Raw genomic sequence first — 13,411 nt, 5'->3', positions numbered from 1 at the left:
AATCAGCACCATGGGCGAATTTGTACCATAGCTGAGGTCACCGAGTCAAGAAAACATTCCTATCGCTGCCGACGCAAGCTGCCGATGCCGCCGAACTGGTTGTCGTCAGGCCTTTTGTTAACTTGCGTTGGAAGCCCTGCCAGGAGGATCAGTTGTTTTCCGGATGACCGGCGATGCTGGTGCGCGTCAGCTGCCAGTGGACTTCGGCGATTTCCGAGGCTTTGAAGGCAAGCACGATCTGGCGGCTGCGGCGCGGGCCGCCAAGACCGGCGAAATAGATTGATTCCTCGACTTCCGGCACCACCTCGGCTGCTGTGAACACCCAGGTGTCGGCCTGATCGGCGGCCAGCACCAGGCGATCATGCTCGTCCTGCAAAAGATTGACGTCGGGGTGAACGTGGAAACGGACAGTGACGAAGTCGCGGCCATTGTTGCGGATCGCGGCATTGCCGGGCCGCTGGAAGCGGTCGCGGCCGGCCAGCACGTTGCCGTTCGACGACAGCTTCAGCTCGCGCTCATGCAGGAAGCCGAAGCGCGGGACATAGCCGTCATGACGGGCGATGAAGCCCTGAATGCCCTTCTGGTCGGTGCGCTTGCACTGCACGTGCTGCGGGCCGCCGATCAGCGGCGAACCGAGCAGGTCGTTGACACGCAGCGAATGGCTGAAGCGCGCCGACGAGGTGTCGTTGATGGTGGCGGTCGAGTGCGCGGCGGTGGCGCGCGCCAGCGGCCGGAATTCAGCCGCGCCATAGGTGTCGATGCCGGCATTGACGATGTAGTGCTGGCGGCCGGACGACAGTTCGAAGGCAAGGCAGCTGGCGTGTGCGGCGTTGGACACATCGACCGGCGGCGGCGGGCCGGTGTCGGCGATGACCGTGGTGCCGCCCATCGACAGGCGCTCATAGCCGGAATGCGGCGCATGCAGCAGCGGCGCGCCGGCGGTGTCGTCGTGGCGCAGAATGGTGGCGATGCGGTCGTGGATGGTGGCGCCCATGCCGTTGAAGCGGGCGAGGCTGCCATCCTGATGGCGAAAGAAGCGCAGCGCCGGCAGCATGCGGTCGATGGCGCCGATCAGCGCCTGCGGCGGCGTTTCCGCCTGGTTGGCATAGGTCTGGCGCAGCGGCAGAAGGTCGGCGAGGATTTCCAGGACGACCATCGGATTGCGCGAAATGTGCCCGCCATCGGCGAGGATCTGGCGGTCGAGTTCCTCGGCAAGATTGCGGGTCGCGCCACGCAGGGCCGATGCCGGCGCCGGCAGGGACAAGGCAGCGAAGGCGAGCGCGATGCGAGCCCGCAGCCTGTCCTTGCCGTCGGGCATTTCGCGCGCCATCGACCTGAGGTAGCGGATCTGGATGGCTACCGATTTCAGGAAGGCGCGGTAGAAAGGGAACTCGGCGCCCTGCAATACGACCGAGGAGTGCTGCAACCAGGCGATGATGCGCTTGGCCGTCGTGCCGGGCTCCCAGGCGATGCCGGAAATATGGCTGCCATGCATGGTGATCCAATCGGAGACCAGGGCGCGGGCATTGGCGGCGGCAAGCTCGGTGCCGGCGGCGCGCATATGGCGCAGCCAGCGAAAGCCGTGCAGCGTCTTCTGCCAGCCGTGATTGGGCACGTTGATCTGGAAAGGTGACTTGCCGCCGGTCTCGACGAGATGCCCCGACAGGGGATAGCGGCCGTAATAGATCTCGAGTGCGATCTGCGGGTCGGCGAGGCGCAGGTCCGGCGGCGCGATCAGCACACGTTCCGGCGTGCGGCCGGAATAGCGCCAGCGATAGACAGGCCCGGCGCGCAGGCGCCGGCGCGTTTTGCGCCAGAACTCCTTCGCGACAAGCGTCCACAGACGCGTCGTGCTGCTGGCAGCAAGTGCCAAAACCCCTCCTGATCGTCCTCTACCCCGGCGCAGAGTCTACATGATTGCACGATTCGTGCGAAGGCGAATTCCACGACCCCACGCCGGTTCACCTGGCTTTGCCCCCGATCCTACCCCAAAAAGTCAGTAAATCCGGGCAATTCAATCGCTAGCCGGCTCGCCGCATGCGAGCGGCGAAGAAACCATCGAGGCCCGAGCGTTCCGGCGCGCCGAGTTCCAGGTCGGCGGGCGTGGTGCGCAGCGTGCCTTGCGGCGTCAGGAACGGATCGATGCCGGCGATCTCGCCTTGCCGCAACGGATCGTTGGTGACTTCAGGCGTGCCGGCCAGAAAGGCGCGATAGAGATCCTCGCCTTCGAGCGGATCGAGCGAACAGTTGGAAAAGACGATCCTGCCGCCGGGCTTCACCAGCGTGACGGCGCGGGCGAGCAGCCTGCGTTGCAGGTCGGCCAGTTTTTCGACATCGGCCGAAGTCTTGGTCCATGGCACGTCGGGATGCCGCCGCACCGTGCCGGTCGATGAGCAGGGCGCGTCGAGGAGCACGGCGTCGAACAAGCCCTTCGGCTCGTATTTGAGCAGGTCGGCCTGAACGATTTCGGCGGACAGGCCGAGACGCTCGAGATTCTGCGTCAGCCGCACGAGCCGGTTCTTCGAGGTGTCGACGGCGGTGACCTTCGCACCGGCAACGATCAGCTGCGCGGTCTTGCCGCCGGGCGCGGCGCAGAGATCGGCAACCCGCAATCCCGTGACATCGCCGAACAGCCGGGCCGGCAGGCTGGCCGCGGCGTCCTGGACCCACCAGGCGCCCTCGGCAAAGCCAGGCAATTCAGTGACAGGACCGACAAGATTCTCGACCCGCACCGTGCCGGTCGGCAGGACGATGCCGCCGAGTTTTTCGGCCCAGAGACCGGGATCGGCCTTGACCGAGAAGTCGACCGGCGCCTCAACGCGATGCGCTTCGAGGATCTGTCCGGCCTTCTCGTTGCCGTAGGTGGTCTTCAGCCGATCGGAAAACCACTTTGGCGCTTCGTCGGTGGCGGCAAGGGCGGCAGGCAATTCCGTTTCCTTGGCACGTGCCAGTGTGCGCAGAACGCCATTGACGAGGCCGGAGAAGCGCACCGTGCGCGGATCGGACTTGGCATGGGTCACCGCAATGTCGACGGCGGCGCTGTCGGGAATATCGAGGAACAGGATCTGTGCCGCCGCCACATGCAATATGTGCGACAAAGCGGTGGCGTTGGGCGGCAGTGGCTTTTCCAGGCGCCGCGCCAGCAGCCCTGATATGGTCATGCGGTAGCGCAGCGCGGTGACCAGAATGGCGCGGACCAGGCCGCGATCCCGCAAGTCGAGCGCCTTGTATTGCGGGTGGCCATTCTCGTGATCGGTCAGCCCATCAAGCGGTGTCCTGGCGTCGATGACGGCGGCAAGCAGGCGCGCCGCCGCCTTGCGTGCGGCGAGACCGGCAACGAAGTCGCCGCCGTCCCTGTGTTCCTGATCACCTGAAACCGTGCGTCGTGGTCCTCTGTCCGCCACGCTCACGACCACCGGCCCTTGGGCCCGGTCGGATTGCGACCCCATGGGTTGGATTTGGGCTTGGCGGGCTCCGCCGGCTGCTCGGGCTGCGCTGCCTCGCCCCACGGGCCGGATGGCCGCGGTTGATCTGCCTGCCGTGGCGTCGACGCCTGGCGCGGGGCGGCCTGGGTTTCGCCTTGCATCTGCTGCGCCATCGCCTGCAAGGCTGCGATGCGGTTCTCAGTGGCGGGGTGGGTGGAGAACAGGCTGTCCATGCGCTCGCCGTGAAGGGGATTGATGATGAAGAGATGCGCGGTCGCGGGATTGCGCTCGGCATCGGGGTTGCGGATGCGTTCGGCGCCGCGGGCGATCTTGTCAAGCGCCGATGCCAGCCAGAGCGGGTGTCCACAGATTTCAGCGCCACGCCGGTCGGCCTCGTATTCGCGGGTGCGGCTGACCGCCATCTGCACGACCATCGCGGCAAAGGGCGCTACGATCATCGCCGCCAGCACGCCGACAAAGCCGAACGGATTGTTGTCGCGATTGCCACTGAAAAAGAAGGCGAAATTGCCGAGCATCGAGATGGCACCGGCAAAGGTGGCGACGATCGTCATGGTGAGCGTGTCGCGGTGCTGCACATGGGCGAGCTCGTGCGCCATGACGGCTGCGACCTCTTCAGGCGTCAGCGCTTGTAACAGGCCGGTGGAGGCAGCAACCGCCGCGTTCTGCGGGTTGCGGCCGGTGGCAAAGGCGTTCGGCTGCGGGTTGTCGATCAGATAGGTCTTCGGCATCGGCAGGCCGGCCTGTTTGGCCATTGCCTGGACGATGGCGTAATATTCGGGCGCGTTCCTTTCGTCGACCTCGACGGCACGGTTCATCGACAGCACCATCTTGTCGGCATTCCAGTAGCTGAACAGATTGGTGCCGGCCGCGAACAGGAAGGCGATCATCATGCCGCCGGTTCCGCCGATCAAAAAGCCGACGCCCATGAACAGCGCCGTCATCGCGGCAAGAAGCATGGCGGTGCGGATGGTGTTCATCGTCTGCTCCTGTCGAAATGGCACCGAAAAGGGGTCGATCGTCGTGCGGTCATGGCTATATGATGGGAAACGCCAGTTCCTGTTTCAATTGACCGGGCTCAATCTGCCGAGATTATCGCATGACCGACGAAATCAGTAAAACAGGCGCCGCTTCTGCCGAAGCGTCATCGCAGAGAGAGCTAACGCCGGCCGCACGCCGTGCGTTGGCCGAGGCCGCAGCGCGGCGGGAAGGCTACCGCGAAAAGGAGGCCGCGCTGCCGAAGGAGATCGGCGGCCGCGGCGGCAAGGAGCCAGGGCGCTACGGCGACTGGGAGGTAAAGGGCCTCACCAGCGATTTCTAGATGCCGCCTAGGCGGCGTTGCGCTGCGGCTCGAGCGCGATCCAGCCACGCTCGTCGACGGTGATGCCGACCATGTCGTAGCCTGCGATCGCGGCATGTTGCGTTGGCAAGGGGTGCTTGTGCGTGGCGCTGATGACCATGACCGCCGCGCCCGCCGCTTCGGCTGCCGCGATGCCAGCTGGAGCATCCTCGAAGACGAGGCAATCGCGCGCGTCGAAGCCGAGCCGTTCCGCGCCAAGCCGGAAGCAATCGGGCGCCGGCTTGCCGCGGGAGACATCTTCCGCCGCGACGATGATGGCCGGGACGGGGATGCCGGCGGCCTTCATGCGCAACAGCGCCAGCTCACGTGGGGCGGAGGTGACGATTGCCCAGCGTTCGGGCGGCAGCGAATCGAGAAATGCCACGGCGCCTGAGATCTGGATAATGCCATCGAGATCGGCCGCCTCGGCCTTCAGCAGCAGATCAGCCTCGTATGCCGGGTCGACGCCCGGCAGTGCCAGGCCGGTGATGGTCTCGATCGCGCGCACGCCATGGATCGTCGGCAGGAAGGCGGCGACGTCGAGCCCCTGGCGGAGAGCCCAATTGCTCCACACCCGTTCCGCCGAGGCGATGGAATTGATGAGCGTGCCGTCCATGTCGAAGAGGAAGGCCGCGAATTTTCTGCCTGAATACATGATTTTCCTTGAGTCCGGGGAGGCGCTTGGTCGGGTGGCCGAACCTAACGTCTCGATCGCGGCAGGGGAAGACACGGGGGCGTGCTTTTCGATCGGCCCAGGGAACCACGATATCCTCCGGGCGTTTGGGAAGGACTGCTTCTCACAACAACGATCGAAGGGGGACCAACGGTGCTGATCCGGCTCGGCTACGAAATCGCCATCGAATGCGTAGCCGCCACGCCGGTGATTTCAGTGCTCGAGATCCATCGGGACAGGCAGGGCGACATCAAGCGGCAGACGCGGGTGCTGACCTCGCCCGCGGTGCCGACAAGACTGTACCACGATCTGCATGGCAATGCCTGCCGGCGCTTCACAGCGCCCGCCGGTGGTTTTCGCATCCTGTACGACGCGGTCGTAGAGGACAGCGGCGAGACGGACGAGGTAAACACCCTGGCCAGGGAAGTGCCGGTGGCGGATCTGCCCGACGAAGTTCTCGGTTATCTCCTCGGCAGCCGCTATTGCGAGACGGATCATCTGAGCAGCCTGGCCTGGCAGCTCTTCGGTGACATCCCGTCTGGCTGGGCGCGCGTGCAGGCGATCGTCGACTATGTCCACAACCGGCTGTCGTTCGGCTATGGCTATGCGCGCTCGACCCGCACCGCGGCTCAGGCGCATGAGGAGCGCGTCGGGGTCTGCCGCGACTTCGCCCATCTGGCGATCACGCTTTGCCGCTGCATGAATATTCCGGCACGCTATGTGAACGGCTATCTCGGCGATATCGGCGTGCCAGCCGATCCGGCGCCGATGGACTTCTCGGCGTGGCTGGAAGTGTTCCTCGACGGCAAATGGTACACGTTCGATCCTCGCCACAACACGCCGAGAATCGGCCGTATCGTCATCGCCCGTGGCCGCGACGCCACCGACGTGCCGCTGCTGCACAGTTTCGGCCCCCACCGGCTCAGCCTGTTCAAGGTGTGGACCCATGAACAGGAAGGCAATCTGTTCAACCCGCCCTACCACGGCATCGACAGGACCGTCAGCGCACAGATGCTGGCGTAATCGCGATGCCTACCGATGCGACAGGGTGGCAGCGAGGTTCTTTCTAGGCGCAACTTTCGGGACACATGGTCCGCTTCGGCACAGTGAGCTTGTGCCGCAACAGGACGCCGTCGACGGCGTCGCGATGCCTTGGGCCGATCATGGTAAGCGGCCGGTAAACGCCAGCGCCACGGCGCGTTCCCGTTTACCAACCGTTCACCTTTGTGGGCTCCAAAACTCAACGAAAACAACACTTGCTGTTGGAAGGCGAGCTCTCCGCCAAGCCAAGGCGTCATCCGGCGGGAATCCTGCATTGCCCTTTCCGCGGCGACGAGGCCGAGGCGAGTGGAGGCTGTAGGATGCGGAATTACGGGGGTCTTGTTCACGCGGTCGGCGGCTTCGCCAGGGATCGCGGTGGAAATTTCGCGGTCCTGTTCGGCCTTAGCGCCTCGGTCTTGGCGCTGGCAGCGGGCTTCTCGGTCAACGTATCGCAGCTCTACAATGCCAGATCGAGCCTCCAAGGCGTGGTCGACGCTGCGGTCACGTCGACGGCACGCGACCTGACGACCGGCGCCACCAACGAAGCCGATGCCGACACATCGGTGCAGGCCTTTCTCGACGCCAACAGCCAGGCAGGCATTCTGCAGGCCGACCAGATCGTGCTCGACAGGCTGATCGTCAACAGGACTGCCAAGACGGTCCAAGTGGATGCCCATGTCGACGTCGCGCTGTACTTTCCGATTTTTGGCACGGGCGACATGAAACGCGTCACCGCTTCCACAACGGCGCTCTATTCGGACAAGACCGTCGAAGTGGCAATGATGCTGGACATAACGGGATCGATGGCCAAGCGCGGCAAGGTCGACAAGATCGGCGATCTGAAATCTGCTGCAAAAAACGCCGTCCAGACGATGCTGCAGAAGCAGGATCCGCAGAACCCCCGCATCCGCGTAGCGATTGTGCCTTATGCATCTGGCGTCAACGCCGGCAAGCTGGCGGAAAACCTCTATGCCGAGAAGCAAGGCAGCTCTGAACTCCCACCCGTCGCCGGCAGTCCGCTTCTCGTCGCCAAGACGGGCAAAAATCTGCTGCCGTCCTTCAGCGACTACATCTCCATTGTCGGCGCGGCGATGCCACGCCCCGACAATTGCGCCACCGAGCGCAAGGACAAGAACGGCAACGCGGATATGACCGCCGACGGCCCAGACACTGTTCGCACCGACAGGAACGGCAAGAAATACTATGCCTTGGTCAACCGGGACGATCATCTCGGCGGAGGTATGAACAGGTGCCCTGATGCGGAGATGATCCCGCTGACCGCCGACTCCGATGCATTGCTTGAATCGATCGAGGACTTCCAGGCCGATGGCTACACGGCCGGCGCGATCGCCGTTCAGTGGACCTATTATATGCTGTCGCCGCAATGGCGCACTGCAATCAGAAATGCCGGTCTCGGCAAAGGCGCCTCGGATGCCGATCCGAAGAAGATCGCCAAGGTCGCGATCCTGATGACCGATGGCCAGTTCAATACCGCCTTCGCCGGCGCTGGGGACAGGTACAACAGCCAGGGCAACCTTGCGCGCGGCAACGCCGAAACGCTGTGCGAAAACATGAAAAATGAGGGCATCGAGATTTTCACCATCGGCTTCGATTTGGACGACAAGGACATGTCGGCAACCGAGCGGGACCAGGCAAAGGCGGTGCTGAAGGACTGTTCGTCGAAGGATACCTCCGCCGCCAAGAGGCATTTCTTCGACGTGTCCACCGGAGCCGAATTGGACGACGCCTTTCAGGAGATTATTCGCAACACCGAAAAGGTCGCATTGACCCAGTAGTCCGCAAACGGAAAAGGCCGCCGCTTCTTTCGAAGCCGGCGGCCTTCCGTGTTTCCGTCCGTGGCGCGGCCCTGGCGGCGACCTATCGGGTCACCCGCCGCGCATTTCGCGCCTTAACGGGAAGACTGCTTCCCGAAAGTGCAATCCGCTGAGGCCACGTTCTGGAAAACGAAATCACTCGACATCGGATCACCTCCTTTCGATTTGTTGAACACATACTCATGATGGGGTGCATTGCAGCAAAAGACAAGGTGCGGGTCTGAAATAAGCCAACGGGCGGGACTGGCGCGAGCCGGCTTGCGATTGTCAAGCAGGCCGGGCAAACTTCCGCTCCGGGGGTCGGCATTCGGAGGAATCGCATGGAGGCAGCCGAAAAGGCCGCTCGCATCGTTCGAACGGTGATCGAAACATTGAAACCGGGATTTGCCGTCAGGCTATGGACCGGAGAGCGGATCGGCCCCGCCACGGGTCCGGTGCTCACCATCAACGACCAGGACATCGTCTGGCAGATCGTGAAGCGGCCGTCCCTGTCGACGCTGATCGATATGTGGATTTCCAAGACGATCAATATTGAAGACGGGACGATTTTCGACTTTTACGCCCTGCCATCGCAAGGCAAGCTCAGAACCAAGCTCAAATCGCTGCCGAAAATGGCGATCCTGCGCGACCTGCCTTCCGTGCTGTTGGCACGCAAGCAGATGACGGCGCGGACCGATCTGTCGGGGCGCAATCCCTATGTCAGCGGTTCGAGCCAGGAAGCGATCCAGCATCACTATGACATTTCGAACGCTTTCTACCGGCTCTTCCTCGACGAGCGCATGGTCTACAGCTGCGGCTACTTCAAGGATTTCGCCAATGGCATCGATCAAGCACAGATCGACAAGCTCGACCATATCTGTCGCAAGCTCCGGCTGAAGCCTGGCGAACGACTGCTCGACATCGGCTGTGGCTGGGGAGCGATGCTCATCCATGCCGCGAAGAACTATGGTGTTGTCGGCCACGGTGTCTCGCTGTCGCAGGCGCAGACCGATCTTGCCCGCGAACGCATCCGCGCCGAAGGGCTGGAGGACCGCATCACCATCGAGATCAAATCCTATGCCGAACTCACCGGCTCGTTCGACAAGATCTCGTCGATCGGCATGTTCGAACATCTCGGGCTCGCCAACCACGCCACCTATTTCAAGACCATTCATCGCCTGCTGAAGCCGGGCGGCATCTATCTGCACCACGCCATCACCCGGCGCAGCAAGGGCGACATGAAGAAGACCCTGCGCAAGGGGCCGGAGTACAAGGCGCTGCTCAAATACATCTTCCCCGGCGGCGAACTCGACACGATCGGCATGACAACAGGCAATCTCGAGGCGCATGGTTTTCTCGTCTACGATGTCGAGAACCTGCGCGAGCACTATGCCCGCACCTGCAGACTGTGGGCGGAGCGGCTGCACGAAAGGTTCGACGAGGCAATCGCCGAGGTGGGCGAAGCCAAGGCACGGCTATGGTTGCTTTACCTGACGGGCTGTTCGATCACCTTCGAACGCGCCTCGGCGCAGATTTTCCAGACCATCGTGACCAAGCGCGCGCGTGGCCCAAGCGGCCTGCCGCCGACGCGGGCGGATCTGTATCGATAGCTTACAGGAAGCGCATCGCGTCGCCGGTTTCGACGCGCGCCGGCCGGTCGACCGTGCAATAGACGCCGAGATTATGGGCGTTATGGCGGACCAGATTGCGCAGGATCGCCGGATCATGGTCGAAGCCATCCTGGGCGATGATGGTGAAACCGCAGCGGCGGCAGGGTTCGGAGATGGTCAGCAGGAGGTCGCCGATGGCAAGCTTGCGGCCGATCCATTCCGTTTCGGGAAACGAGCCTTCGATGGCCGCCATGTCGACGACGATGTTGGGGCGGAAGCGGCGTGGGTCGGTGGCGCCCTCTGGATGCAACGCCTTCAGGCGTGCCAGCGAGGCGGTGGTCAACAGATGGATCGGCGCCTTGCGATAACGCTCCGCCGTCAGCGGGCCGGAATAACCAGGCGCGGCATTCTCGCGGCGAAACGGCCGGATCGAGGCCTCGAAGCCGAGATAGGCCGATACCGCGCGGTCGCTCTCGATACTTGGCGCAGCCAGCCAGTCGCCCTCGGGAACGGCAATCTCGAGTTCCAGGGCAGGCGACAGCCGGGTGCGGATGCGCGGCACCTTGTGCCATTTCGCGTCGCGGTCCGGTCGGGCGATCTCATTGTCGGACTTGTCGACAAGGCCGAACATGCGGTCGCCCTTAATGCTCTCGATGTCGACCGAGATTGTCTCCCGGCGCTCGCCGGCAAGCGAACTCGCCGGATAGCGCCAAAGCTCACTGACAATGCCAAGCGCTGCCTGCATCAGCTCTTCTTGTTCTGTCGGTTGGCGACCAAATCATCGACGACGGCCGGATCGGCGAGCGTCGAGGTATCCCCGAGCGCTGAAAAATCGTCCTCGGCAATCTTGCGCAGGATGCGGCGCATGATCTTGCCGGAACGCGTCTTCGGCAGGCCGGGCGCGAACTGGAGCTTGTCAGGCGAAGCGATGGCGCCGATCTCCTTGCGGACATGGGCGACCAGCTCCTTGCGCAGCTCCTCGCTCGGCTGCTCGCCGGCCATCAGCGTGACGTAGCAGTAGATGCCCTGTCCCTTGATGTCGTGCGGATAGCCGACGACGGCAGCTTCCGAAACCTTGTCGTGGCTGACCAGTGCGGATTCGACCTCAGCCGTGCCCATGCGATGGCCGGAGACGTTGATGACGTCGTCGACGCGGCCGGTGATCCAGTAATAGCCGTCGGCGTCACGGCGGCAGCCGTCACCGGTGAAATACTTGCCCTTATAGGTCGAAAAATAGGTCTGCACGAAGCGGTCGTGGTCGCCATAGACGGTGCGCATCTGGCCCGGCCAGGAATCGGTGATGCACAGATTGCCGTCGGCCGCCCCTTCCAGAACCTTGCCCTCGCCGTCGACCAGCTGCGGCTTGACGCCGAAGAAGGGTCGCGTTGCCGATCCTGCCTTGAGGTCGGTGGCGCCGGGCAGCGGCGTGATCAGGATGCCGCCGGTCTCGGTCTGCCACCAGGTGTCGACGATCGGCACCTTGCCGTTGCCGACGATGTTGAAATACCACTCCCAGGCTTCCGGATTGATCGGCTCGCCGACCGAACCCAGTACGCGCAGCGACTTGCGCGATGTCTTGGCGACATGCGCGTCGCCGGCGCCCATCAGCGCGCGCAGCGCCGTCGGCGCGGTGTAGAAGATGTTGACCTTGTGCTTGTCGATGACTTCCCAGAAGCGCGACTGCGACGGATAATTCGGCACGCCTTCGAACATCAGCGTGGTGGCGCCGTTGGCGAGCGGGCCGTAGACGATGTAGCTGTGGCCGGTGACCCAGCCGACATCGGCGGTGCACCAGTAGATGTCGCCGTCATGGTAATCGAAGACATATTGGTGGGTCATCGAGACGTAGACGAGATAGCCGGCGGTGGTGTGCAGCACGCCCTTCGGCTTGCCGGTCGAACCCGATGTGTAGAGGATGAACAGCGGGTCCTCGGCCTTCATCTTCTCGGGCTTGCATTCGGCTTTCACCGTCGCGACCTCGTCGTGGTACCAGACGTCGCGGCCTGAAACCCAGCCGGTCTTGCCGCCGGTGCGGCGCACGACCACCACCTTTTCGACTTTCGTCCCGGCTTTCGCGGCGATCTCGATCGCCTTGTCGGTGTTTTCCTTCAAAGGGATGGGCTTGCCGCCGCGCAGGCCTTCATCAGCCGTGATGACGAAGGTCGACTTGCAGTCGTCGATGCGGCCGGCCAGCGCATCCGGCGAGAAACCGCCGAAGACGATCGAATGGACGGCGCCGATACGCGTGCAGGCCAGCATCGCATAGGCGGCTTCCGGAATCATCGGCATGTAGATGGTGACGCGATCACCTTTCTTGACGCCGTGTTTCTTCATCACATTGGCGAGCCGGCAGACATGCTCGTAGAGCTCGTTATAGGTGACCTTCTTGTCATCGTAGGGATTGTCGCCTTCCCAGATGATGGCGGTCTGGTTGCCGCGCTTCTTCAGGTGCCGGTCGATGCAGTTGTAGGAAACGTTGGTCAGTCCGTCCTCGAACCATTTGATAGAGACCTTGCCGTCGAAAGAGGTGTTCTTGACCTTGCTGTAGGGCTTGAACCAGTCGATGCGCTTGCCGTGCTTGCCCCAGAATTTGTCCGGGTTCTTGACGCTGTCGGCATACCATTTCAGGTAGGTGTCATTGTCGATCAGCGCGTTTTTCTTCCACGCCGGCTGGACGCGATGGACATGAACCTCGGACATTCCTGACTTTCCTCCCGACCAATCGCCGGCTTGAAATGCCGGCGGGATCGCGGCGACAGGGCCGCGAATTCGGCGGCATTATTACCAGTTCCGCCGTTACGGCAACATTAGACGTTGGATTCGCGCGGCTGGATGCCGCAGGGGGCTTTCCCGAGGCTGTCAGCACTCGGCAAAGTGCGCTGCTAACTGCATGTTTTCGCATGCTAAAGCCGGTTCAGATGAAGAAAAAATCAATAGACGATTAATCAGCGGCGCGCACAATCAGCCATGGGAGGACAGGCGAATCAACCTGGGGACCGTAATGCGCGACCATGCCGAAATGGACCTGATGCTCAAAGGCTATGGCTTGACCACGGCCAAGATTCTTTATCACTTTCCCGATCACCCGCATCTGCTGCAGAGCTTCATCTGGCAGGACTACGATCTGGCGCCGAAGTTTCCGGTGCTGATCAAGTTCATCGAATTCTGGAAGGCCAAGCTGGACGGGCCGCTGCATTCGATCAGCTACACCCACCAGAAGCTGATCGCGCCGAATGAATGGCGCAGGGTGGATGGTGAGTTCGTGCTGCATTAGGGGCGAGTTTCGCAGCAACGGCTTCTTGAGGTCGGCGTTCTACGACGCCCCCCTCTGTCCTGCCGGACATCTCCCCCTCAAGTGGGGAGATTGGCCGCTCCGCCGACAACGCCGCCCCTTGTTACGCCTGAGATTGGCGAAAGTCGCCGCGACATCCGATCTCCCCCCTTGAGGGGGAGATGGCCGGCAGGCCAGAGGGGGGCGCTGGCCCGCGAAC

Annotated in this window: 11 protein-coding genes; 5 read left to right on the top strand and 6 right to left on the bottom strand. The window is 62.9% G+C overall.

Translation table 11 applies throughout. From position 1 onward, the window contains the following. Positions 1–148 precede the first annotated feature (148 nt). The 3 genes from EOD15_RS15415 to htpX form a co-directional block, all read right to left on the bottom strand. A complete protein-coding gene (locus tag EOD15_RS15415; protein ID WP_127322837.1) occupies positions 149–1,873 on the bottom strand; it encodes a heparinase II/III family protein in 1,725 nt (574 codons plus the stop codon). Between the two features lie 148 nt (positions 1,874–2,021). After that, positions 2,022–3,449 (bottom strand): RsmB/NOP family class I SAM-dependent RNA methyltransferase, encoded by a 1,428-nt coding sequence (locus tag EOD15_RS15410; RefSeq protein WP_127408607.1) that lies wholly within the window; start codon positions 3,447–3,449, stop codon positions 2,022–2,024. After that, positions 3,407–4,423 (bottom strand): zinc metalloprotease HtpX, encoded by a 1,017-nt coding sequence (gene htpX / locus EOD15_RS15405; RefSeq protein WP_127271031.1) that lies wholly within the window; start codon positions 4,421–4,423, stop codon positions 3,407–3,409. Before htpX ends, EOD15_RS15410 begins: the two co-directional genes overlap by 43 nt. 119 nt (positions 4,424–4,542) lie before the next feature. On the opposite strand from htpX, the gene EOD15_RS15400 reads away from it, so the two are divergent. Then, positions 4,543–4,764, top strand: a complete 222-nt coding sequence (locus tag EOD15_RS15400; protein WP_127322100.1) for a DUF1674 domain-containing protein — start codon at positions 4,543–4,545, stop codon at positions 4,762–4,764. Between the two features lie 7 nt (positions 4,765–4,771). Here the strand turns inward: EOD15_RS15400 and EOD15_RS15395 are convergent, their stop codons facing one another. Further along, on the bottom strand, positions 4,772–5,437 hold the full coding sequence (locus EOD15_RS15395) for an HAD-IA family hydrolase (RefSeq protein WP_127301864.1): 666 nt from the start codon (positions 5,435–5,437) through the stop codon (positions 4,772–4,774). A gap of 171 nt (positions 5,438–5,608) precedes the next feature. Here EOD15_RS15395 and EOD15_RS15390 point away from each other — a divergent pair, with 171 nt between their 5' ends. The 3 genes from EOD15_RS15390 to EOD15_RS15380 all read left to right on the top strand — a co-directional run bounded on the left by EOD15_RS15390 (position 5,609) and on the right by EOD15_RS15380 (position 9,920). Further along, positions 5,609–6,478, top strand: coding sequence for a transglutaminase family protein (locus EOD15_RS15390; protein ID WP_127322101.1), 870 nt, complete (start codon positions 5,609–5,611; stop codon positions 6,476–6,478). Positions 6,479–6,816: 338 nt separating this feature from the next. Continuing rightward, positions 6,817–8,292 (top strand): TadE/TadG family type IV pilus assembly protein, encoded by a 1,476-nt coding sequence (locus EOD15_RS15385; RefSeq protein ID WP_127408606.1) that lies wholly within the window; start codon positions 6,817–6,819, stop codon positions 8,290–8,292. A gap of 359 nt (positions 8,293–8,651) precedes the next feature. Continuing rightward, entirely contained in the window at positions 8,652–9,920 is a 1,269-nt protein-coding gene (locus tag EOD15_RS15380) for a cyclopropane-fatty-acyl-phospholipid synthase family protein (RefSeq protein ID WP_127321109.1), read from the top strand. 1 nt (position 9,921) lies between these two features. On the opposite strand, the gene EOD15_RS15375 is transcribed toward EOD15_RS15380, so the two are convergent. Together EOD15_RS15375 and acs are read right to left on the bottom strand one after the other, a co-directional pair. Continuing rightward, positions 9,922–10,665 carry an MOSC domain-containing protein gene (locus EOD15_RS15375; RefSeq protein ID WP_127321110.1) on the bottom strand — a complete coding sequence of 248 codons (744 nt, stop codon included), beginning with the start codon at positions 10,663–10,665 and terminating at the stop codon, positions 9,922–9,924. Then, positions 10,665–12,620: an acetate--CoA ligase gene (acs, locus tag EOD15_RS15370; protein ID WP_127321111.1), complete on the bottom strand. Its 1,956-nt coding sequence runs from the start codon at positions 12,618–12,620 to the stop codon at positions 10,665–10,667. Before acs ends, EOD15_RS15375 begins: the two co-directional genes overlap by 1 nt. A 301-nt stretch (positions 12,621–12,921) precedes the next feature. Between acs and EOD15_RS15365 the strand changes: the two genes are divergently transcribed. Then, on the top strand, positions 12,922–13,194 hold the full coding sequence (locus EOD15_RS15365; RefSeq protein ID WP_127321112.1) for an usg protein: 273 nt from the start codon (positions 12,922–12,924) through the stop codon (positions 13,192–13,194). Positions 13,195–13,411 lie beyond the last annotated feature (217 nt).

The organism is Mesorhizobium sp. M7A.T.Ca.US.000.02.2.1, from assembly GCF_003996995.1.
GTDB lineage: Bacteria > Pseudomonadota > Alphaproteobacteria > Rhizobiales > Rhizobiaceae > Mesorhizobium.
Note: the sequence above shows the minus strand (reverse complement) of the source record. Positions and strands in the feature narration are given on the sequence as shown.